The sequence below is a fragment of the Moraxella sp. HMSC061H09 genome, from assembly GCF_001809255.1.
GTDB lineage: Bacteria > Pseudomonadota > Gammaproteobacteria > Pseudomonadales > Moraxellaceae > Moraxella > Moraxella catarrhalis.
The window spans coordinates 259,222-281,656 of the sequence record NZ_KV796849.1 but is presented as its reverse complement, the minus strand read 5'-3'; the positions used below and the strand labels follow the sequence as shown (position 1 = coordinate 281,656).

Genomic DNA, 22,435 nt, shown 5'->3' with positions numbered 1-22,435 from the left:
AGTAAATGGGCTATTGTCATGATATCTTAACAACCGCTGTTACACCAAAGTAAGCAGCGGTTTTTTGTGGCATAAAAGTTCATATAAATACGATATTTTAACGGTTATTTTTATTTAAAATGGTGGGTATTTCTCTAAAAATCACTTGTAATCTGCCCAAAATTTCTGTATATTACATTTGCTTATAGTATCATAATTTTTTATGATTTATAATTGATAAAGTGTATTTTACTTATCAATAAAAGCCAAAAACTGTTCGTCAAATCACATTGGCGAACCTTGCTTCCATTAATCTAAGGGATTTATCACATGAGTATCCAATCTGTTGTTAAAAAAATAGAAAAAAATTACGCCCATCAACCCGAATTCATCCAAGCGGTTCAAGAAGTCGCTATGACGATTGAAGAAGCTTATGAGAATAATCCTAAGTTTGCAGAGTTAAAGGTGTTTGAGCGTCTTTGTGAGCCAGACCGCATTATAAGCTTTCGTGTGAATTGGGAAAATGACCAAGGCAAGGTTGAGATCAATCGTGGCTGGCGTGTGCAGTTTAGTAACGCCATTGGGCCTTATAAAGGCGGTTTGCGTTTTCACCCAACCGTAAACGAAAGCGTGCTAAAATTTTTAGGATTTGAGCAGATTTTTAAAAATGCTTTGACAGGCTTACCAATGGGCGGTGGCAAAGGCGGTTCTGACTTTGACCCTAAGGGTAAATCAGATGCTGAAATTCGCCGTTTTTGCTATGCTTTTATGCGTGAATTGCACAAAAACATCGGCAAAGATATGGATGTGCCAGCAGGTGATATCGGTGTTGGCAGCCGTGAGGTAAACTATATGTTTGCGATGTATAAAAATCTGACGCGTAAACATGAAGGTGTGTTGACAGGTAAGGGCGTAGGTTTTGGCGGTAGCTTGATTCGTAATGAAGCAACAGGCTATGGCTTGGTGTATTTTTTGGATAATATGCTCAAAGCCAATGACGATACCTTAGAGGGTAAAACTGTTTTGGTTTCAGGTGCGGGTAATGTTGCCCAACATGCTGCCGAAAAAGCCTTGCATCTTGGCGGTAAAGTCATCACTTTTTCTGACTCTCAAGGCACGCTACATGACGATGAAGGTTTTACTCAAGAAAAAATTGACTGGGTGAAAGCTCAAAAAGATGCACGCAAACCGTTAAGTGATTATGTCGAAAAATTTGGTGGTGAATGGTTGCCAGATACAAAACCTTGGCAGTTTGCTGCTGATATCGCATTGCCATGCGCCACGCAAAATGAAGTCTGTGAACAAGAGGCTAAGCAGCTGGTCGAAAGTGGTGTCAAATATGTTGTAGAAGGGGCGAATATGCCATTAGATGCCCAAGCGATCGATATCGTACGCAGTCATGGCATCACTTATGCACCAGGCAAAGCAGCTAATGCTGGCGGTGTGGCTGTTTCGGGCCTTGAGATGAGCCAAAACTCTGTACGCCAATATAAAAGTTTCTCAGAGTTGGATGAAAAACTACAAGGCATCATGAAAAATATCCATGATGATTTACTGTCTGCAGCAAAAGAGTACGGTAAAACCAAAGATGTGGTTGATTATATGACAGGTGCTAATGTGGCAGGCTTTTTAAAGGTTGCCAATGCGTTGGTTGCTTATGGTATTTTGTGATTGATTATTTTATCATCGATTGTTTTATCATCGCTGATCAAAAAACAACCTGTGTCAATACAGGTTGTTTTTATTTTAGATGAATGTAACTGACGGTTTTTATTTTCGGTTTAAACAAGTATAATAGCAACCCCTGAAACGAATATGACCAAGGGCAATCAATTTGTGTGACACATGTGTTTTTGTGTGACATGTATTAACCAAAGGAACCGATGATGGACTTTATTAAAACACGAGCCGCAGTTGCTTGGGCGGCAAATGAGCCGCTGGTAATTGAAGAGCTGGATTTGATGCCACCACAAGCTGGTGAGGTATTGGTTCGCATCGTGGCAACAGGTGTTTGTCATACAGATGCTTATACCTTATCAGGTGCTGATCCTGAGGGTATTTTCCCTTGTGTACTTGGGCATGAAGGTGCAGGTATCGTTGAAGCTGTAGGCGAGGGCGTAACAGATTTTGCGGTTGGTGACCATGTGATTCCGCTATATACGGCCGAATGTGGTCAGTGCAAAATGTGCTTATCTAATAAAACTAACCTTTGTTCGGCAGTGCGTGAAACCCAAGGTAAAGGCTTAATGCCAGACGGTACTGTCCGATTTTTTAAAGAAGGTGAGCCAATTTATCATTATATGGGTACATCGACTTTTTCAGAGTATACCGTGGTATCTCAGTATTCGTTGGCAAAAATTCAAAAAGATGCACCCTTAGAAGAGGTCTGCTTGCTTGGTTGCGGTGTCACCACGGGCATGGGCGCAGTTCTAAAAACAGCCAAAGTAAAGCCCGGTGATACGGTGGCAATTTTTGGTTTGGGTGGTATTGGACTTGCCGCGGTGATCGGTGCTCGCATGGCAGGGGCTGGCCGCATTATTGTTGTTGATATTAATGAAGATAAGTTTGCCAAAGCACAAGAGCTTGGGGCGACAGACTGTGTTAGTCCTAATAAATTTGACAAACCCATTCAGCAAGTTATCATCGAGATGACTGATGGCGGTGTGGATTTTTCATTTGAATGTATTGGTAATGTGGATGTCATGCGAGCAGCACTTGAATGCTGTCATAAAGGGTGGGGTGAGAGCGTGATTATCGGTGTCGCACCAGCAGGTGCTGAGATTTCGACACGCCCATTTCAACTGGTAACTGGGCGTGTGTGGCGAGGTTCGGCATTTGGTGATGTGAAAGGTCGTAGTGAGCTGCCTGGTATTGTCAGCCAATATATGCAAGGTGATTTTGCATTGAGTGATTTTATCACCCATACCATGCCACTTGACCAAATCAATGCCGCTTTTGATCTGATGCATGAAGGCAAATCAATTCGCAGTGTAATCCATTTTTAACTTGGGTGACTTATGGAATTAATCAGCTGTCATAAAATGTTTGATGGTGAGCATCGCCGTTATCGCCATGTTTCTAAAGCAGTCCAAAGTGAGATGACCTTTGCGGTCTATCTACCAAAGCAGGCACTCAAAGGTGCCTGTTTACCTGTATTATATTATTTATCAGGGTTAACCTGTAATGATGAGAATTTTTCGACCAAATCAGGCGCTCAGCAGTATGCTGCTAAGTACGGTATAATTTTGGTGATACCTGATACATCACCTCGTGGAGAAACCGTACCTGATGATGAAGCTTATGACTTAGGCCAAGGTGCTGGATTTTATGTCAATGCAACCGCCAGCCCTTGGTCAGTACATTATCAAATGTATGATTATATTGTTGATGAGCTACCTAGGCTGATTGAGAAGAACTTCAATGTCGGACAAAAGGCAATCTGTGGGCATAGCATGGGCGGTCATGGTGCCCTACAAATTGGACTAAAAAACCCTGATGCTTATGCCAGTATTTCTGCTTTTGCTCCCATTGTTAATCCGTCTAAGACGCCTTGGGGTCAAAAAGCATTTACAGCGTATTTGGGTGAAAAAGAGTCTGATTGGTGTGAGTATGACAGCACTTATTTGGTAGCCAAAGCAACCAAAGCTCCACCCATTTACATTGATCAAGGCTTGGCAGATGATTTTTATCCAAATCAGTTGCAGCCTGAACAGTTCGTTGCCGCTGCCCAAGAAAATGGTATTAATGTGGAACTAAACTTGCATGATGGCTATGACCACAGTTACTTTTTTGTTGCAAGTTTTATTGAAGTACATATTAAGTTTCATGCAAATCATCTTAATGCCTAAATTGGGATAAGGTGATTTGCATGATAAAGCATCTATTTAATTAATGATGATACGAATGCGAATGGCTTCGATCTGAATGCGATGAGTGATCGTGGTTGTGGGCAGGTGCTTCACCGTGATGTTGATGGCTGTGATGACCTACTTGATCATGAATATGCTCGTCGCTGGTGTGGTAATGGTGATGGTGACCATGTTCTGCGTGGTCGCCATGTAATTTGTGCATGATTGGTATGCTAAAGGCAATTGCTAATCCTGATATGAGCATCACCACACCGCTGAATTTGCGTAGATTAAATGCGTGGATTTTGGATTTTAGCCAAGCGATGACTGTGCCTGTGGCAAGTAGCATGGGTAAAGTACCAAGCCAAAAAAATACCATAAAGGTTGTTGCTGTCAATCCTACTTGACTGTCAGAGGCAAGTCCCAATGCCACGCCCAATGCACCATAAACCAGCCCACAGGGTAAAAATCCCCAAAGCAGACCTGCAATCAGTGCCTTAGGCAAGCTATCCATCGGTAGAACTTTGGTGCGTAAAGGTGCCAGTGTATTCCAAAATCTTAGACCTGCTTTTTCAAGGCGATTGAGTACTGGTAGCCCCAACATGAGCAGTGCAGCAAAAACCAAAGCACCGCCCAATAAATATTTGGGTAAGGCACTGTTGGCCATTAAAGGTGCTAAAATGTGCTTACCCAAGGCTGCAACCAGTAAGCCTAAAATCGTATAGCTACCCAACCGCCCCATATGATAGCCTAACATCAATAAAGTTCGCTTGGCAGGCGAGGTATTTTTCATAGAGATACCAAAGGCTGCTACGATACCACCACACATACCCAAACAATGTGGTGAGCCAAGCAGACCCATACTAAAAGCAGCAAAAATTAGTGCAAATGTCATCGCTGTTCCTTATGAATACGCTTTGTTTTTCGGCGTGCTTGTCGATCGTCTAAAATGATTTGTTCAGAGGCGTTATCCAAATCTTCAAATTGATTAGACTTAACTGCATAATAAATTGCCCAAATTGCTATAACAAAAAGCATCAGGCTTAATGGGATTAACAGATAAATACTGAGCATGGCGTGCCTCAGTTTATAAAAAGTTAATCCCATTATAGCATAAATGATTTTATCTGGTATATAAATGACCTCATCATTTTGGTTTTTTACCAATAAATAGCTGATAGGTTTGGCTTTAAAAATTTGATATAGCTAAATTTGGATAAGCTGATTAAGACAAGCAACTGACTGCGACAGCCTCATTGGCAAACGCCATGCGAGTATCATCAACGGTTGCAATGGTTTGCTGTTGATAGGGATTATCTAGCAATGCAAATAATCGTGCCACTTCATCAAAATCGCCTTGATGAGCAGATACAATAGCGCGTTCTGCCATGTGATTTCTAAGAATATAGATGGGGTTGGTTTGTTGTAATGTCTTAATAGCCGTTTGTTTGGTGGACTGTTGCTTGAGACAATCTAAATAATCATTAACCCAATTTTGCCAAATATCATAAGATGTCGCAGATAAGATATTTGTCAAATTAGCCAGCAGCGTGTATTCATGTGTAAATTGGGTACGATTCTCACCGTGATCAGCAACTGCGATTAAAGCACGAAATGTATTGGTATAATCTAAACGCTCGTTTTGCATCAGCATCAGCAGCCGATAGCCCAATTGTATGGCTTGATGACTGGGTTTGATACCAAGTTTTTGGCATAGACCATGATGATAAGTATTTTCAAAAACCTCTTGGTATGTCATTAGCGCATCATCAATATCATCTTGATCGACAAGTCTTTTAAAGTGGTGATATACCACCGCCAAATTCCAATGCCCAATCGTAGGCTGATTTTGATAAACATAACGACCTGTATGATCAGAATGATTGTTAATCCAAGTTGGGTTAAAACCCTCCATGAATGCAAAAGGGCCAAAATCCAGTGTTGTCCCTGTGATATTGAGATTATCAGTATTCATAACACCATGGCAAAAACCAATCAGTTGCCATTTGGCAATCATGCGTGCGGTGTTGGCGGCAATTTCATGTAATAATTGACTAATGTTAGCGGTGTTTTGATGAGTATCATACAGATGTAGATAATAGCTTTGGATAATTTTAATGACAAATGTCTCAAAATAATCAGCAGCATACATCGCAACCCATTCAAAGTGCCCAAGGCGTACATGGCAATCGCTAACACGAAGTAAAGCGGCTGCTTTTTCAATATGACGCCGCTGGATATGGGTATCAGAAACAACAAGACCAATGGCATCAGAAGATGCAATCATTAAACCATTGAGCGCATGACCCCCAAGATATTCACGAATACAGCTTGCTAACATTGCCCGTCCATCACCACGCCGAGAATAAGAGGTCAGACCTGCACCTTTTAGGTGTAAATCAATCAGTTTGCCTGTTTTTTTATTGTGCAATTGGGCAATTAATACGCCTCGCCCATCACCCAGCTGACCTGCCCATTGACCAAACTGATGACCTGCATACGCCATGGCGATGGGTTGTATCTTATGTGGGGCAATCTGAGTTAATGGCGATAGGCGGCCTGAAATGATATCAGCCCAAGCAGTTGCATCAAGTGATGATAAACCTAATTGGTCGATTAATTGAGTATTTAAAGAAACCAGCTTGGGATTATCAAGGGGAGTAGGCAGTGTGTGGCGATATAGTCGCTCGTCATGTTTTAGATAATCATGGATAAATTTCATAAAGTTAAGCTATTATTATAAGGTGATTGATAACCAAAAAGAAACCCTTTATCCAATATATAGATAAAGGGTGGAGAAAACAAGTAATATCAATCAGATGGCTTTACCTTTGAGTTGTAGATATGCCTGTTCAACACGCTTACTTTGCTCTAAGATTTTAGTTTCAATTTGGGCAAGCTGTGCTTTGAGCTTTTCATCTGCTTCATTTAATCGGTCAGCTAATTCTGCACGCTTTAGCTCAATCGCTTTGGCTTTTAGGGTATGCCATTCTTCAACCGTTTTGGTAAATTCATCATACTCGGCACTGATACGCTCTTTAAAGGCGGCCAAACGCTCATCTAAACTTGGTTCGCCCCCTGTTACGATGCGTTCTTGGGCGCGTTTAAACTGCATGGTCAGCTCTGCATGTTTGATGGTTAAATCATCGACACGCTTTAAATTACTGGCCAAGCCTACTTTGGCAAGCAGACCGATGATCCATTTGGTTGGGTCATATTGCCACCATTTGACGCCATTACGGTAGTCATATTGAAAATAGTGATGATAATTATGATAACCTTCACCCCAAGTCACGATGGCAAGTAGGCCATTGTCCCGTGCGGTATTCTCATCGGTATAAGGGCGTGTACCAAACATATGGCACAGCGAGTTGATAAAAAAGGTAAAATGATGCGTCAATACCAAGCGTAGAAGACCTGCAACTAAAAATGTACCCAGCATATCCCCTGTGATCCAGCCAATCATCGCTAGAATAACAACATTAGTGGCAATTACCCAAAAACCATAATACTTGTGTTGTAGGGCAAGTAGCTTATCTTTTTTTAGGTCGGGGATATTTTTGTAATCATATTGACCGCTTGGGTATTTGCGTAGCATCCAGCCCATGTGGCTAAACCAAAAACCACGACGAGAAGAATACGGGTCGTCATATTCATCATCAACATGGCGATGGTGTGAGCGATGCCCTGAACACCAGTCAAATACTGAGCTTTCAACCGCCAAAGTCGCACCAAGTAATAAAATATATTTGACAACAGGATGGGCTTCATAGGATTTATGTGACCACAAACGATGGTAGCCAGCAGTGATAGACAGACCCGTCCAAGCCATTAAAATAGCAAAAGCCACCCAAACGCCCATGCCCACACCATGCGTCCATAGATACCAAGGCACGATAGTAATGGCAAGAAACAAGGTGGATAACAGCACAATGGCAGGTACCCAGTTGATGGGTGCTTGCTCAAACGCTTCAGAATTACGCTCAATACTCATAAAGGTAAGTATCCTATAATAAAGGTAACAAACTGGTATAATTTAGATAAAGTTTGTAAATAATAGAAAATTCATTTTGAATATTTACATAACATTGATGATAATTATATGTTGTCAGGCAAGTATTATCAATATATTCAGAAGAATTTCTATACGAAAATATGCTAACACAAAACCGTCTAAATGTGAACAATTATTCACATCATTTGTGGGTAAAATTGTAACAATCACGGCATCATTTGTTTGAATTTTGTGTTTTATTCATCATCAATAACAATGGTTTAACAATACACGAGGTAAAAAAGTATCACCCATTTTTATTGTGTTTTGCTATAATCTTTGATAGTTATTTTTGTATTAAATATTTGTATTGAATAAAGGACATATCATGACCAATCGCAAGCAACAATTTGAGTTGCGGGAGATGCGTATTTTGCAAACAGCTGAGCAATTATTGCTTGACTCTGGCGAGGGGGATTTGACACTAGATAGCTTACTTTGACATTGGATTTGGCAAAAGGAACGCTTTATAAGCATTTTGCCAGTAAAGATGAACTGCTGTTACGGATTTTGATTGATTATGAAAAGCGAAAACTTGATATGATTATTGTTGAAGACGGTGCTGGGGCTGGCGTGGCCCGATTGGTGATTCAGTTGGTCAATTTACCGCACCGTGCGATTTTATTTAATCATATTGAAGAACGCCTGTCATCAACAACCTCTGGATTAAACAAGATGTTTGCCCAATTATACCATGTACGCCGAGAACGAATGGTTCGTATGTCTTGTATTGTTCAAAGATATTTGACCGAACAAAACAGTCAGATGAATATTCGTGACTATATGGCAACCTTGTATGCGGTTGGGCAAGGTGGTGCAAGTTTGTTAAATTCAAGCTTTTATCAGCGTTATTTGGGTCGGCGTGATACCCTAAAGAGTGCTTTGGTGCGGCAGATGCTAGATTTACCAAAATTATATCCCAAGGCGGATAATCAGCCAGCAGATGAGATTTCACAAAGATTATTGGCGACCAGCCAAGATATGAGCGAAGCAGAAATTCTTGAACTGGCAGAGGTGATTGGGCAGACCATCACACCTTAAGTCTTTATTCAAATCAGTCAAATCTGATTAAATTTAGAAGACTAAATATATTCAGCTTTGACCAATCTATCAATAAAAAATATCCCAAAAGTACTTGGGATATTTTTTCTTAAGGATATTTTTTATTAAGATTTTAAACATCTTCTTCTTTAAACTGTGGGACAGGTGCTTTAAAACCACGAGTTTTGACGCCAAGCCAGATAAAGCCAATGGCAGCCCAAAATAGACCCACTTCAAAGGTTAGTTTGTCAACCTTTAACCACATTAAAAACACACTGATAAAGCCTGCAATTGGTACGATGATATAGCTTAATACATCTTTTGCATTATGCACATATTTATTTCTAAAGACATAATGGAATAACACAGAAATATTGACAAAGCTAAATGCTGTCAAAGCACCAAAACTGATTAGATTTATCACCGATTCAAATGTGACAAAGCCAGCGGTTAGTGCGACAACACCAGCGATGAGAATATTATTGACGGGTGTAAATAAAGTTGGGTGAATTTTACCAAAAATATTTTTGCTAATCACACCATCACGACCCATCACATACATCAAGCGAGAAACGCCTGCATGGGCTGAGATTCCTGATGCCATGACTGTAACGATGGCAAATCCAAGTACCACCGCCTTAAATACCGCACCACCAACAGCCTCTAAAATTTCAGGTTGTGTTTCATCAATGAGTTTAAAATAAGTTTCTGGATGATTTGGGAAATACAGTTGCATAAAATAAGTGCTGATAATAAATACAACGCCAGCAATCAAAGTCGTTAAAATCATTGCTTTTGGTAGAGTGTTTTTGGCGTCTTTGGTTTCTTCAGCTAATGTTGAGAGTGCGTCAAATCCTGTAAATGAGAAGCACAAAATGGTTGCACCTTTAATGAGTGCTGCAACAGAGGTCATGCTGTCCCAAAAGGGTGCCATGCTCCAAAGATGGTAAGCATTTTCAGGGCTAATGATGCCATCGGCATTTTGACCTGCTGACAGAGCATTGTAAGTTAAAAAAACAAAGACTGCAATGACAGCCAGCTGTACAAAAACAATCCAGCTGTTAAAATAGGCCACAGCTTTTGAGCCAAAAAGATTAACGCCCGTCATCAGTGCCGTCAAACCAATAACCCAAACCCAATGATTGACCGCAGGGAATAATGCTTCTAAATAAATCACCGCCAAAATGATATTTACTAACGGAGATAATAAATAATCAAGCCAACTTGACCAACCGACCATAAAGCCCATTGATGGGTTAATAGATTTTTGGGTATAAGTATAAGCAGAACCCGATGAAGGATAAGCACGAATCATGTGACCGTAACTCACCGAAGTCAACAAAATCGCAATCAAAGCAAAAATATACGACATGGGTACATGACCGCTACTATCACGAGATACCACACCAAAGGTATCAAGCAAGGTCATGGGCTGAATGTAGGCAAGACCGATAATGATCACATGCCATAAACCAAGGTTTCGCTGTAGACGAGCGACATTTGAAGTGGGAGAAGTATTCAACGATGGTATTTCCTTTTAAGTGTGCATAAATGCAGCGAACACAAAAGAGAACTTAGCTTCATCGTACCAAAAGATTTGGCGATTGTTCGATTAGGCTATCTGCTCCGAAAATTTCAAGGGTTAAACAAAATAAAGAGGCTACCAATTTGACCTAATGTAACGGTAAATTGATAACCATGTAAGCACGTGTAAATTTTAGCCTAAAATCTTTAATTTGTCAGCAATTTTTTGCATTATTTTGGTGGTTTATTGTTAAAAATCTTATCTTAAATTTAAGCCAACTGTCTAATATCTGTGTATCAGCCACCCTTTAAGGTCAGACTGCGACCGCCATCGATGGCAATAATTTGCCCTGTGATATAGGAGCTTTTTAGTAAAAATAAGACGGCCTGAGCAATCTCTTCTGGGGTGCCAATACGAGCAAGTGGAATAGAGGCGATGAGGTCGGATTTTATTTGATGGCTAAATGAAGAATGATGATTTTCAGGGAAAATATTCACACCAGGTGACACTCCATTAATCCGAATCTCAGGGGCAAGCTCGAGGGCTAGGCTTTGTACCATCATGCGGTGTGCTGCTTTTGCCATATTATAGATGGGATAGCCAATAAAAGGCTTAGCATCAGCATGAATATCCAATAAACTTACGATACAGCCGTGTGATTTTTTGAGGGCAGGCAATAAGGCATGACTAAGCAGTAACGGTGCTTTGGCGTTGGTTAAGAATAAATTATCCCAATGCTTAAGCAGGGTTTGATGTGTATCGTCTAAATCACTTGGATAAAAACTAGACGCATTATGGATCAGTGCATCAATACGACCAAATTGGGCAATGCACAGTTTGCTAAATTCAGACAGTTGTTCTTGGTGATGAATGATGTCTAAATTGGCACAAAGCGTTGTTGCAGAATTTGGTCGAATCTGGTTGAGTGTGTGGCTTAATTTGTCCGCCTCAGCTTGACTGGTATGGTAATGAATGATGACATTAAAGCCATGTTGGTGTAGTAGATTTGTAATGGCAGCACCAATACGCTTGGCACCGCCCGTGATAAGTGCTGTTTTTATCATGATTTTTCCTTTTTTGTCAAAGTCCAGAGGCAGATGTTTTTTGAAAATTACTTAAAAGTTTATGCAAGGCTTGGCATCTAAGATATGATAGGGCGTCACCAATGGCTTTTTTTGTTAAAGTTGGGTCAATGTCGGCAATACCGATGCTTTGGTAGCAAGTAATGGCATCAAATAGCCACTGCTTGGGATAACTCAGAGGGCTGCCTTGGTAGGCATGACAAGCGTCATAAAGCTGTATCAGTTTTGTGCTGTCTTTATGTGCTTGCGTGCGTTCAAGCAATTCAAGCAAAGCGTTGCCTGAGATGTTGGGTAAAGCGATGAATGTGTCATGGAAATGATTAAAGGTTTGTATAAATTGCCGAATACTTTTTGGAGCATTTAGTCTATTCAGACAGTCGCTTAGGTCATCTTTGGGCAAATCACTTAGCAACATCGCAAAGTGACTAAAAATAGGCAAATTCAGCGTACAGGCTAAAGCCAGCCGTGTGAAGGTGCGTTGGCGGTTTTGTGGTGTGTTAAAATGCTGTGCTAATGTGGGCAAAATGAAGGGCAAAATGTCAAGTTGGTGCAGGCAGGCAATAAATTGATCGCCTTGTGGCTGTCGCATAGCTTTAACAAATTCAGAGTATAAACGCTCACGGCTTAAACTGCTCATCTCACCTGATTTGGCGATGTCTTGCATAAGCTTGGCAGTGCTATCATGAATGCTAAACCCAAGTGGTGCAAAACGGGCAAAAAACCTTGCCACACGCAACACCCTAAGTGGATCTTCACTAAATGCAGGCGAGACATGCCGAAGCGTGCGATTTTGGATATCGGTTAGCCCACCATAAAAATCAATGACCTTGCCTGTCATGGGTGTCTCATCAAATAAGCCTTTAACCTCAATCGCCAGTGCATTGATGGTTAAATCCCGTCGAATGAGATCCTCTTCAAGACGCACGCTTGGATCGGCGTGTACTTGAAAAGCGGTATGGCCGACACCTGATTTTCTTTCAATGCGAGCCAAAGCATACTCTGCCTGTGTCTTGGGATGTAAAAATACTGGAAAATCTACCCCAACTTGGATAAATCCCAAATCAAGCAGCACCTGAGGCGTAGCACCCACAACCATAAAGTCCTTATCGGTAATGGGCAAGCCAAGCACGCCATCACGCACAGCACCGCCAACCAAATATACTTGCATGGATAATCCTTATAAAGATGAATAATTAAATATAACAATAATTTTTCAAAAATCCAATAAAAAATGCCAGCAACCAAGCTGGCATTTAATGTTAGGTGATTTAATTAAACATCTACTTTTTGGGCATCTGTAACAACAATAGCAGTCATATTGACGATACGGCGTGCTGTTGATGCAGGTACTAGGATATGTACAGGCTTATCTGCACCCAATAAAATTGGACCGATGGCCGAGCTGCCACTGCTTGATTTAAGTAGATTAAAGGCAATGTGTGCGGCATCTAATGTAGGCATAATCAGTAGATTGGCTGAACCATGTAGTGTGCTAAATGGATGGCTTTGTTCACGGACACGCACATCTAAGGCGGCATCGCCGTGCATTTCGCCATCAAACTCAAAATCAACATTCATATTGCATAAAATTTGATAAGCTTCACGCATCTTAACTGCTGAGGTGCGCTGAGAAGTACCAAAATCAGAATGTGACAACAACGCCACACGAGGCTCAACACCAAATCGGCGTATGCTTTGAGCGGCCAAAACCGTCATCTCAGCAATTTGTGCTGCTGTTGGATTTTCATGAATATAAGGATCAGCAATAAACAGCGTACGATCCTGTAAAATCACACCGCTCATGGCATAGTAATCACTCACACCTTGACGCTTACCGATGACACGGCGGATATAATTTAAGTGTAAATCATAATAACCAAATGTACCGCACAATAGACCGTCAGCGTCGCCTTGTTCAACCATCATTGCCCCTAATAACGAGCTTTTGCGACGCATATCACGGCGAGCAAGCTCAGCTGAGACACCCAAACGGTGGTTGGCTTGATGATAATGTTGCCAGTATTGTTCATGTTTCGGGTTATTATTGATATCAACCACCTCAACATGCTCACCCATTGTTAAACGCAAACCCAACTCTTTGATTTTTGCTTCAATCACATCAGGGCGACCAATGATAATGGGCTGTGCCATATTTTCATCAACCACAACTTGCACCGCACGCAGGACATTGGCATCTTCGCCTTCAGCATAGACAATTCGTTTTGGTGCTTGCTTGGCTTGGGTAAAGACAGGCTTCATTGCCAAGGCTGAATTATAAACAAACTCAGATAATGTTTGGCGATAAGCATCAAAGTCTTCAATGGGTAGAGTTGCCACGCCAGAGTCCATTGCTGCTTTTGCAACAGCAGGGGCGATATTTAAGATGAGATTTGGCTCAAGTGGTCCTGGAATAAGATATTCACGACCAAATTGCTTGCTTTCGGTATTCTTATCGGTTTCGGATAAGGAAACCTCAGTATGTGCCATAGTAGCAATGGCGTGCACGCACGCAATTTTCATTTCTTCATTGACGATGGTTGCACCGACATCTAAAGCACCACGGAAAATATACGGAAAGCACAAAGCATTATTGACTTGGTTAGGGTAATCTGAGCGACCTGTTGCCATGATGACATCTGGGCGAGCGGCATGGGCAAGCTCTGGCATAATCTCGGGATTTGGATTGGCAAGTGCAAAAATGATTGGATTACCCGCCATGCGTTTAACCATATCTTGGGTCAGAATACCTGGACCTGACAGACCTAAGAAAAAGTCAGCATCATCAATCACTTCGCTTAAAGTAGTCGCATTGGTATCTTGGGCAAATAGCTGTTTTGAGGCGTCTAGGTTGTCACGGCGTGTTGTGATAACGCCTCGAGAATCAAGCACATAGATATTTGAGCGTTTGGCACCAAGTGCGATGATAAGCTCAAGGCAGCTGATTGCAGCGGCACCAGCACCCGAGCAGACAATTTTAATGTCTGCGATATCTTTATTCACCAGTTTTAGAGCATTTAACAAAGCAGCAGCGGCAATGATGGCTGTACCATGCTGGTCATCATGAAATACAGGGATATTCATGCGTTCACGCAATTCACGCTCAATCTTAAAGCACTCTGGTGCTTTGATGTCTTCTAGGTTAATACCCCCAAAGGTTGGTTCAAGGCTTGCGACCGCTTCGATAAACTTATCTGGGTCATTTTGATTAATCTCAATATCAAAAACATCAATACCAGCAAATTTTTTAAATAAAACGCCTTTGCCTTCCATAACAGGTTTTGAGGCTAATGCACCGATATTGCCCAAGCCAAGCACAGCAGTACCATTAGTAATGACACCAACTAAATTGTTTCGTGCAGTATATTTGGCGGCAAGTTTGGGGTTTTTTTCAATTTCAAGGCAAGGAACAGCAACACCAGGCGAGTATGCTAATGCCAAATCTCGTTGGTTGGCAATTTTTTTGGTCGGTGTAATAGAGATTTTACCTGGGCGTGGGTGCTCATGATAGTGTAATGCAGCTTGTTCAAATTGTTGTTTTTGTAGGTCGGCATTGGTATTAAAAGTGGTATCATCAACCTTTTGGTCTCTTGTTGCTGAGGTCATAATATATCCATTATAATTGGGTTAATTTAGCAGATTTAAATAGCGTTAGTAGCTGCTATTCTTCGTCGCCAAATATCACGATTTTTTGGTAAACTTTGGTTATTCTAGCATGATTTTTAGACTTGCGGTAGGTGAAACCCAGTTGATTATATGAAAAATTTTCAGGTGATATCAAACTTATCTTTTGCATACTTATGATTAAAAATGCATCACAATAAAAATCGCTTCAGTGTTGCTGAAGCGATTTTAGGTGCGTACTTGAGGGTATCAGTCGTTTAGCATACGGGCAGCATCAAGTGCAAAATATGTCAAAATACCATCGCAACCAGCACGGCGAAAGCCGATTAAACTTTCTAAAATAACTGCATCGGTGAGCCAGCCATTTTGGATAGCTGCCATATGCATGGCATATTCTCCCGAGACTTGATAGGCAAAGGTTGGCACACCAAAAGTATCTTTGACTTCACTCACGATATCTAAGTACGGCTGTCCAGGTTTTACCATCACCATATCCGCCCCTTCTTGGATATCTAGTGCAACCTCATGCAATGCTTCTGCACGGTTGGCAGGATCCATTTGGTATTGTTTTTTATGACCTTTTAAATTACCTGATGAACCGACCGCATCACGAAATGGCCCATAATATGCCGAAGCATATTTGGCAGAATATGCCATGATGGCAGTATTGACATAGCCACCATTTTCAAGTGCTTGTCTCATTGCTTGGATGCGTCCATCCATCATATCGCTTGGGGAGATGATATCAGCACCAGCCTTTGCGTGTGCTAGGGTCTGTTTAATCAGTGCTTCGGTGGTGATGTCATTGATAACATAGCCTGACTCATCAATAATACCATCTTGACCATGCGTGGTATAAGGGTCAAGTGCAACATCTGTCATGACAATCATCTGTGGCACAGCATCTTTGATGGCACGCACCGCACGCACCGCCAGCGTATCGTTGTGATAGGCATCTTGACCGTCAGGCGTTTTTAGCTTGGGGTCAATGACAGGAAAAATATCAATCATACGCACGCCAGTGGCATATAATTCACGCACATAATCAATCAACAAATCAATCGAGTAGCGATGGACATTTGGCATGCTATGAATGGACTGTTTTTGGTTCATACCTTCAATGACAAAGACAGGTGCAATCAAATGACATGGTGCTAACTGTGTCTCACGCACCATCTCACGAATGCCATCAGAGATGCGTAGCCGACGCAAGCGAGTATGGGGAAATTGACGATTAAAAGTATACATAAAAGCCCTTAAATCTTAGCGTGTTTGAGTGATTTATTTTATATTGTCTATTATATTATCAAATATATTGGCAAATATTATTATATCAAATTAAGCAGCGTGGAGCGAACTTTTAAGCGGCGGCAGCAAACTCATAGCAAAGTGCCCGATTTTCGCTAGCAGGAAAGCTGGCTGTCCATGCACGCACATTATGCAAAATGATACGATACTCACGCTGAGCGCTAAGCTGTCTTAAGCTTTGATAGGGGTCAGCTGAGTACGGCATAAAAATACGCAATTGTCTGTCATAAGCTCGATTAAAATTGGCTTTTTGGCGAGCATTGAGCATGGGTGGGCAGATTTCAGATAGAACTTGAATTAGTGCTACTTCATACTGTGTCGCTGTCAGATAGATCTCTTGTGTGCTAATGGCTTGGGGGGTTGAGATGCGTTGATAACGAGGCGTCGTAGAATTTGCCAAAGCGACAGTGTAAAGGCTCAAGCTTAGCATAAAAAAGAGTATCATCCCAAGCCGTTGAACAGTGTTTGGCATACGGCATAAAAATAAACGCATGTTGTCTCTTGATGCTATGGCTTCAAGCTGAGGCAATATCGCCATAAGATGGGCTTTAAAAAGCACTTTCATTATCAGATCAATCAATTTTGGGTTGGTTTATGATAAGTGCCTATGATAAGTTTTTTTAGTAAAAAAATCCCACATAATATGTATGTGTATTGTAGCATATCTTCTGATTTGGTAACACATTGGCAAAAGTTGGGGAGATTTCTTTCGCTTGATATACTTATTTTCAATCTTTTGATAATAATGCTTGATTTTTAGCATCGTGGTAAAGCGGTTTTGGATAAGGATTTGTGCTAAAATAAGCCGTTATCTTCTTATTTGACTTTCACTTACTTTCATTTAAATTTAATTCTCATTTAAAATAAAAATTATGTTAGAAAATCGCTTAATTGACCCAAACCCCAAAAAAGACGATACCGCCGACCGTGCTATTCGTCCCAGCAGTTTGGATGAATATATCGGACAGCCAAAAGTGCGTGAGCAGATGAAAGTTTTTATTCCTGCCGCCAGAGCAAGAGGGGAGGCGTTAGATCATACGCTCATTTTTGGCCCACCGGGATTGGGAAAAACCACACTTGCCAACATCATTGCCAAAGAGATGGGTGGTAATTTGCGTTCAACCTCAGGGCCTGTACTTGAACGAGCGGGAGATTTGGCGGCAATTTTAACCAATCTTGAAGCGGGTGATGTACTATTTATTGATGAAATTCATCGGCTAAGCCCTGTGATTGAGGAGATTTTATACCCTGCAATGGAAGATTTTCAGCTGGATATTATGATTGGTGAAGGTCCTGCAGCACGATCAATCAAATTGGATTTACCGCCATTTACTTTGGTGGCTGCCACCACACGGGCAGGATTATTATCTGCACCGTTATTTGACCGTTTTGGGATTGTCCAAAGGCTTGAATTTTATAATGTTGAGGATTTGACCACGATTGTCAAGCGTTCAGCCAGACTTTTGGGGGTTTTGATGGATGACGGCGGGGCGTTAGAAGTGGCGCATCGTAGCCGAGGTACGCCACGCATTGCCAATCGCTTGCTTAGACGGGTGCGTGATTATGCCGAGATTAAGGGTGATGGCGTCGCTACAGCTGATATTGCTTCTGCGGCACTGGATATGTTGGCTGTGGATAAGCAAGGGCTTGATCAGCTGGACCGTCGTTATTTATCGGTGTTGTCCCAAAGATTTCATGGTGGTCCTGCTGGCGTCGAAGCACTGGCAGCAGCGATGGCTGAGGATCGAGGGACGCTTGAAGATGTGATTGAGCCTTATTTATTGCAACAAGGCTACATTCAGCGTACCAGTAAGGGTCGGATTATCTCAGATAAGGTTTTTCAAATGGATGTACTTGAGTAATATATTAACATTGCTGTTAAATCATGGCTTATGATATCAGACTTTATCAAAATAAACCCCATCATCTGGTCGGATAATGAGGGTTTATTTTAAAGGTTAATGAATTATCTCTCTAAGATACACACAACACCCTGACCACCAGCAGCACAAATAGAAACCAATGCACGGCCTGAGCCTTTTTGAGCCAATAGTTTGGCTGCTGTCGCCAAAATTCGTCCACCTGTTGCTGCAAAGGGGTGACCTGCTGCTAAGCTTGAGCCATTGACATTAAGCTTACTGCGATCGATGCTGCCGAGTGGTGCATCTAGTCCCAAGCGAGTTTTACAGAAAGTCTCATCTTCCCAAGCTGCCAAAGTAGAAAGTACCTGAGAGGCAAAAGCTTCATGAATTTCATAAAAATCAAAATCTTGCAAGGTCAAACCTGCACGCTTGAGCATCTTAGGCACGGCATAAGCAGGTGCCATTAAAAGACCTTCGGTTAAACCTTCTTTACCAATAAAATCAACCGCTGCTGTCTGCTGGTGAGTGATATAAGCAAGTGGCTCATGCCCATGCTCTTTTGCCCATGCGTCACTAGACAGTAGCACCACAGAAGCACCATCTGTGAGTGGCGTTGAGTTACCTGCGGTCATGGTTGGATTGGCATTTTTTTGCCAAAGGCAGGTTTTAGACTGGCTAATTTTTCAAGTGTGGTATCAGGACGCAAATTATTATCTTTGGTCAAGCCTTTATAAGGTGTGATTAAGTCATCAAAAAATCCTGATTCATACGCCTGAGCCAAGTTTTGATGGCTGTTATAGGCAAGTTCATCTTGATCGGTGCGACTGATATTCCACTCAAGTGCGGTGATGGCTTGGTGTTCGCCCATTGAAAGGCGAGTGCGTGGTTCACCATTTTGGGGGAAGGCTAATAAATCTTTGGGGTTGATGGTGCTAAGTGCAGACAGTTTTTGCTTGGCTGTTTTGGCATTGCCTAAACGCAAAAGCGGCTTACGCAGACCATCACCCAATGCAATCGGTGCATCAGAGGTTGTGTCTGTACCGCCTGCAATACCATTATCAATAAGGCCTAGCACAATTTTATTTGCCACAGCAAAAGCTGCTTGTAGTCCAGTACCACAGGCTTGCGAGATATCATAAGCAGGCGTCGTTGCAGGTAATTGGGTGTTAAGCACTGCCTCACGGGTTAAGTTTAGGTCACGACTGTGTTTTAAGACAGTACCTGCCACAACTTCACCAATTTGTTTATCCGCCAAATCAAAACGAGCAACCAATCCATCTAATGCTGCAGTGAGCATATCAATGTTGTTGGCATCAGCATATACGCCATTACTACGCGCAAAAGGAATGCGATTACCGCCTAAGATGGCAACCTTATTTAAGCTCATAAAATATCCTTCTTAATATTGTGAGTAAAAATGAAAAGCCGAATCCTATCAAAGCTTGAGCGATTCATGACTTAGCTTAGCATTATTATCGCACTCTGTGGGAAATTTTGGGGTTTTGATTACAATTTATTATACAAAAAATATTTTGTATAACTAAATATAAATAAATGATGATTTTTGAGTATTAAGTTTGTACCATTTTCTTCAAATTCATGATTTTATGGTACAATAAATTATTATATTTTATCGTTTTGTTACGCTGCGACCACCGTTTGTCATCGTACAGAGCGATCGCATCATTCATTAAATTAGGAGTTAGTCATGAGCGACCATTATGGAGAATTGGTTCAGTCACCTTTGGGTAAAAAAGTTGCCAAAAACTTAGGATTGCCGATGCCGATGAAGCTTGACCGCTATGAAACAGGTCAGCCTGTCGTACGAGGTGAGGTTGCTTTGGGCATAGCAAGCGGTGAAGATGCCGCTGTGCAGAGTGCTTTGGTAGAGATTTTGGGGGGCTATGAAGCCAAAGTCAATACCGATGCCACTTTAAATCACCTAAAAACAACTTCGCTCAATGACCGTCTAAAAGATGATAATGCTCGTTTTAAGGTGGCTATTTTTGATGCAACAAATATCAAAAATACGGATGAGCTTAAGCAAGTGTATGATTTTTTTCATCCGATTGCTCGGCGTCTGAAAGCATCAGGCAGAGTGCTTGTCATTGCACGCCCTGAATGTTGTACAGGTGATGATATTGGTTTTAGTTTGGCACAGCGTGCGGTACTGGGTTTTGTCAAATCGATTGCTAAAGAGTTTAAGCGGGGGATTACCGCCCAAGTGATTTATGTTCAAAAGGGTGCTGAAAGTGAGCTTTCACATACGCTTGAATTTTTCATGTCCGCTAAGTCGGCTTATGTATCAGGTCAGCCAATTTATTTGACCAAAGCTGCCACTCAGACCCACGCAACCCTTCAGGGTAAAAAAATCCTAGTCACGGGCGCAAGTCGAGGCATTGGTCAAGCGATTGCTGAGGTGTTGGCTCGTGATGGTGCTAAAGTGTACTGCCTAGATGTGCCTGACAGCCTGCCAAATCTACAAAAAGTGGTGGGGCAAATCGGTGGTTATGCACTACCGCTGGACATCACTGCCAAAGATGCAGGCGAGCAAATTATACGCGCCTGTGGTACGCTTGATGGGGTGGTGCATAATGCAGGCGTCACCCGTGATAAAACTTTGGCTAAGATGAGTGAAGATAAATGGAATCTTGTCATGAACATTAACTTAGGTGCTATCCATCGTGTGAATGATTATTTGATTAATCATCACGGACTTGGTGAGGCTGCGCGTATTGTTTGTGTTTCATCCATTTCAGGCATTGCAGGTAATTTGGGGCAATCAAATTATGCGACAAGTAAAGCAGGTGTGATAGGCTTGGTTGAAGCAACAGCCAAGGTATTTAAAGATTCAGCTCGTACCATTAATGCTGTGGCACCTGGATTTATTGAAACCAAAATGACCGGTCAAATCCCCTTTGCCATTCGTGAGGCAGGTCGCCGTATGAACTCTATGAGCCAAGGTGGTGAACCTGTAGATGTCGCAGAAACAATCGCTTGGCTATTATCACCCAAAGCAGGCGGTCTTAACGGTAATGTGGTTCGTGTCTGTGGTCAAAGTTTACTTGGTGCATAAACTGCCTTAAAACTTGCTAATTTATATAAAATTTATGAAGCCATCATCGGCTATCAAGGAAAAAATTATGTCGGATAAACATTTTAGCGAATTGCCAAAAATGCACACGACCTACGCCAATGTCATCAAAAGCTTATTACCATCTTCAAACACTAAGGCAAAAGACTTACCAAGCTCAGTCTATACGGTGGATAAGCTTGTCATTGAACAAAGCAACCTTCGTGAGTATCGTAAGATTTGCGGATTTGTGGATGATGGGCGGGTACCAGCGACTTATTTTGCGGTGCTATCGCAAACTTTACAAATGAACATGATGGCAAAACCAGACTTTCCTTTTGCCATGCTTGGACTGGTGCATGTTGAAAACAGCGTTACCCAGCATCGTGTGATTTTTGATACCGAAACAGTACGCCTATCGGTGCGTCTTAATAATCTTCGCACTCATGATAAGGGTCAGCAGTTTGATTTTGTAACCAGCGTTTGGGTGGCAGATGAAATGGTGTGGGAAGGGGTGTCCACCTATCTATCTCGCCAAAAAAAATCCAAAGTACAAAGACAAGCCACTCATCAAGGTACAACCAAACCTGTATTTTCAAGACCTGATAAATCAGATGACAGCTTATTTTTGGTGATGAACGTTGAAGAGGATATTGGTCGTAGATATGCGTTTGTGTCAGGTGATTTTAATTTGATTCATCTGCATCCACTGTCAGCAAGAGTGTTTGGTTTCCCGAAAGCAATTGCACATGGTATGTGGACAAAGGCACGCTCATTGGCTATGATTGCTCGTCATTTTGAGCTACCAGCGGCGTATCGTATGGATGTCTCATTTAAATTTCCTGTATTTTTGCCATCAAAGATTGAGCTAATGACCGATACACCCGATGAGCTTGGTATTGAGTTTGGATTGTATGCCAAAGACAGCGAAAAAGCTCACTTAATTGGTACACTTGCCTATTTATGATGAATGTGTCATTGGGGTGCTTGATTTTATCGTTAAATGAAGCACTTGGGTTCATAAAAACTTGGGTTCATAAAA

Annotated in this window: 17 protein-coding genes and 1 pseudogene; 7 read left to right on the top strand and 11 right to left on the bottom strand. The window is 41.7% G+C overall.

Annotated features, from left to right (window positions below; translation table 11 throughout):
* Positions 1-309 precede the first annotated feature (309 nt).
* The 3 genes from gdhA to fghA all read left to right on the top strand — a co-directional run bounded on the left by gdhA (position 310) and on the right by fghA (position 3,827).
* Positions 310-1,650 (top strand): NADP-specific glutamate dehydrogenase, encoded by a 1,341-nt coding sequence (gene gdhA, locus HMPREF2573_RS05440; protein WP_003659071.1) that lies wholly within the window; start codon positions 310-312, stop codon positions 1,648-1,650.
* Positions 1,651-1,865: 215 nt separating this feature from the next.
* A complete protein-coding gene (locus HMPREF2573_RS05435) occupies positions 1,866-2,984 on the top strand; it encodes an S-(hydroxymethyl)glutathione dehydrogenase/class III alcohol dehydrogenase (RefSeq protein ID WP_003660809.1) in 1,119 nt (372 codons plus the stop codon).
* Between the two features lie 12 nt (positions 2,985-2,996).
* Positions 2,997-3,827: an S-formylglutathione hydrolase gene (fghA, locus tag HMPREF2573_RS05430; RefSeq protein WP_003663309.1), complete on the top strand. Its 831-nt coding sequence runs from the start codon at positions 2,997-2,999 to the stop codon at positions 3,825-3,827.
* Between the two features lie 40 nt (positions 3,828-3,867).
* Here fghA and HMPREF2573_RS05425 read toward each other — a convergent pair whose 3' ends face one another.
* The 4 genes from HMPREF2573_RS05425 to HMPREF2573_RS05410 all read right to left on the bottom strand — a co-directional run bounded on the left by HMPREF2573_RS05425 (position 3,868) and on the right by HMPREF2573_RS05410 (position 7,821).
* On the bottom strand, positions 3,868-4,722 hold the full coding sequence (locus tag HMPREF2573_RS05425; protein ID WP_003667724.1) for a sulfite exporter TauE/SafE family protein: 855 nt from the start codon (positions 4,720-4,722) through the stop codon (positions 3,868-3,870).
* Positions 4,719-4,901 carry a cbb3-type cytochrome oxidase assembly protein CcoS gene (gene ccoS / locus HMPREF2573_RS05420; RefSeq protein WP_003666384.1) on the bottom strand — a complete coding sequence of 61 codons (183 nt, stop codon included), beginning with the start codon at positions 4,899-4,901 and terminating at the stop codon, positions 4,719-4,721. The genes HMPREF2573_RS05425 and ccoS overlap by 4 nt, the downstream gene beginning before the upstream one ends.
* A 151-nt stretch (positions 4,902-5,052) precedes the next feature.
* The gene (locus tag HMPREF2573_RS05415; protein WP_003672128.1) at positions 5,053-6,549 is read right to left on the bottom strand and encodes a protein adenylyltransferase SelO; all 1,497 of its coding nucleotides are present in this window, start codon (positions 6,547-6,549) and stop codon (positions 5,053-5,055) included.
* Positions 6,550-6,642: 93 nt separating this feature from the next.
* On the bottom strand, positions 6,643-7,821 hold the full coding sequence (locus HMPREF2573_RS05410; protein ID WP_003659082.1) for a fatty acid desaturase: 1,179 nt from the start codon (positions 7,819-7,821) through the stop codon (positions 6,643-6,645).
* A 510-nt stretch (positions 7,822-8,331) separates the two neighbouring features.
* Here HMPREF2573_RS05410 and HMPREF2573_RS05405 point away from each other — a divergent pair.
* Entirely contained in the window at positions 8,332-8,922 is a 591-nt protein-coding gene (locus HMPREF2573_RS05405; protein WP_227497433.1) for a TetR/AcrR family transcriptional regulator; helix-turn-helix transcriptional regulator, read from the top strand.
* Between the two features lie 133 nt (positions 8,923-9,055).
* Here the strand turns inward: HMPREF2573_RS05405 and HMPREF2573_RS05400 are convergent, their stop codons facing one another.
* The 6 genes from HMPREF2573_RS05400 to HMPREF2573_RS05375 all read right to left on the bottom strand — a co-directional run bounded on the left by HMPREF2573_RS05400 (position 9,056) and on the right by HMPREF2573_RS05375 (position 16,951).
* Entirely contained in the window at positions 9,056-10,444 is a 1,389-nt protein-coding gene (locus tag HMPREF2573_RS05400; protein WP_003660798.1) for an APC family permease, read from the bottom strand.
* Positions 10,445-10,743: 299 nt separating this feature from the next.
* Entirely contained in the window at positions 10,744-11,511 is a 768-nt protein-coding gene (locus tag HMPREF2573_RS05395) for a pteridine reductase (RefSeq protein ID WP_070472817.1), read from the bottom strand.
* Between the two features lie 16 nt (positions 11,512-11,527).
* The gene (locus HMPREF2573_RS05390; RefSeq protein WP_065248939.1) at positions 11,528-12,697 is read right to left on the bottom strand and encodes a tRNA nucleotidyltransferase/poly(A) polymerase-related protein; all 1,170 of its coding nucleotides are present in this window, start codon (positions 12,695-12,697) and stop codon (positions 11,528-11,530) included.
* Between the two features lie 104 nt (positions 12,698-12,801).
* Positions 12,802-15,132 carry an NADP-dependent malic enzyme gene (locus HMPREF2573_RS05385; protein ID WP_003659090.1) on the bottom strand — a complete coding sequence of 777 codons (2,331 nt, stop codon included), beginning with the start codon at positions 15,130-15,132 and terminating at the stop codon, positions 12,802-12,804.
* 267 nt (positions 15,133-15,399) lie between these two features.
* Complete coding sequence (gene hemB, locus HMPREF2573_RS05380) at positions 15,400-16,398, bottom strand: porphobilinogen synthase (RefSeq protein WP_003659091.1); 999 nt, start codon at positions 16,396-16,398, stop codon at positions 15,400-15,402.
* A 112-nt stretch (positions 16,399-16,510) separates the two neighbouring features.
* Positions 16,511-16,951, bottom strand: coding sequence for an MCR_0457 family protein (locus tag HMPREF2573_RS05375; RefSeq protein ID WP_227497461.1), 441 nt, complete (start codon positions 16,949-16,951; stop codon positions 16,511-16,513).
* A 379-nt stretch (positions 16,952-17,330) separates the two neighbouring features.
* Here HMPREF2573_RS05375 and ruvB point away from each other — a divergent pair, with 379 nt between their 5' ends.
* The gene (gene ruvB, locus HMPREF2573_RS05370) at positions 17,331-18,320 is read left to right on the top strand and encodes a Holliday junction branch migration DNA helicase RuvB (protein ID WP_003659095.1); all 990 of its coding nucleotides are present in this window, start codon (positions 17,331-17,333) and stop codon (positions 18,318-18,320) included.
* A 104-nt stretch (positions 18,321-18,424) separates the two neighbouring features.
* On the opposite strand, the pseudogene HMPREF2573_RS05365 reads toward ruvB, so the two are convergent.
* A pseudogene (locus HMPREF2573_RS05365) lies at positions 18,425-19,707 on the bottom strand (acetyl-CoA C-acetyltransferase).
* A 321-nt stretch (positions 19,708-20,028) separates the two neighbouring features.
* Here HMPREF2573_RS05365 and HMPREF2573_RS05360 point away from each other — a divergent pair.
* Together HMPREF2573_RS05360 and HMPREF2573_RS05355 are read left to right on the top strand one after the other, a co-directional pair.
* Entirely contained in the window at positions 20,029-21,396 is a 1,368-nt protein-coding gene (locus HMPREF2573_RS05360; protein WP_070472814.1) for a 3-oxoacyl-ACP reductase, read from the top strand.
* A gap of 67 nt (positions 21,397-21,463) precedes the next feature.
* Positions 21,464-22,360 carry a MaoC family dehydratase gene (locus HMPREF2573_RS05355; RefSeq protein WP_003659100.1) on the top strand — a complete coding sequence of 299 codons (897 nt, stop codon included), beginning with the start codon at positions 21,464-21,466 and terminating at the stop codon, positions 22,358-22,360.
* The last annotated feature ends 75 nt before the right edge of the window (positions 22,361-22,435 follow it).

Bases quoted from the DNA above. Each gene is read 5' to 3' on its own strand.
- HMPREF2573_RS05355 (WP_003659100.1), top strand. From the start codon at position 21,464: ATGTCGGATAAACATTTTAGCGAATTGCCAAAAATGCACACGACCTAC.
- gdhA (WP_003659071.1), top strand. From the start codon at position 310: ATGAGTATCCAATCTGTTGTTAAAAAAATAGAAAAAAATTACGCCCAT.
- HMPREF2573_RS05415 (WP_003672128.1), bottom strand. From the start codon at position 6,549: ATGAAATTTATCCATGATTATCTAAAACATGACGAGCGACTATATCGC.
- HMPREF2573_RS05390 (WP_065248939.1), bottom strand. From the start codon at position 12,697: ATGCAAGTATATTTGGTTGGCGGTGCTGTGCGTGATGGCGTGCTTGGC.
- HMPREF2573_RS05410 (WP_003659082.1), bottom strand. From the start codon at position 7,821: ATGAGTATTGAGCGTAATTCTGAAGCGTTTGAGCAAGCACCCATCAAC.
- ccoS (WP_003666384.1), bottom strand. From the start codon at position 4,901: ATGCTCAGTATTTATCTGTTAATCCCATTAAGCCTGATGCTTTTTGTT.
- HMPREF2573_RS05395 (WP_070472817.1), bottom strand. From the start codon at position 11,511: ATGATAAAAACAGCACTTATCACGGGCGGTGCCAAGCGTATTGGTGCT.
- HMPREF2573_RS05375 (WP_227497461.1), bottom strand. From the start codon at position 16,951: ATGCGTTTATTTTTATGCCGTATGCCAAACACTGTTCAACGGCTTGGG.
- HMPREF2573_RS05360 (WP_070472814.1), top strand. From the start codon at position 20,029: ATGAGCGACCATTATGGAGAATTGGTTCAGTCACCTTTGGGTAAAAAA.
- fghA (WP_003663309.1), top strand. From the start codon at position 2,997: ATGGAATTAATCAGCTGTCATAAAATGTTTGATGGTGAGCATCGCCGT.
- HMPREF2573_RS05385 (WP_003659090.1), bottom strand. From the start codon at position 15,132: ATGACCTCAGCAACAAGAGACCAAAAGGTTGATGATACCACTTTTAAT.
- ruvB (WP_003659095.1), top strand. From the start codon at position 17,331: ATGTTAGAAAATCGCTTAATTGACCCAAACCCCAAAAAAGACGATACC.
- HMPREF2573_RS05425 (WP_003667724.1), bottom strand. From the start codon at position 4,722: ATGACATTTGCACTAATTTTTGCTGCTTTTAGTATGGGTCTGCTTGGC.
- HMPREF2573_RS05435 (WP_003660809.1), top strand. From the start codon at position 1,866: ATGGACTTTATTAAAACACGAGCCGCAGTTGCTTGGGCGGCAAATGAG.
- hemB (WP_003659091.1), bottom strand. From the start codon at position 16,398: ATGTATACTTTTAATCGTCAATTTCCCCATACTCGCTTGCGTCGGCTA.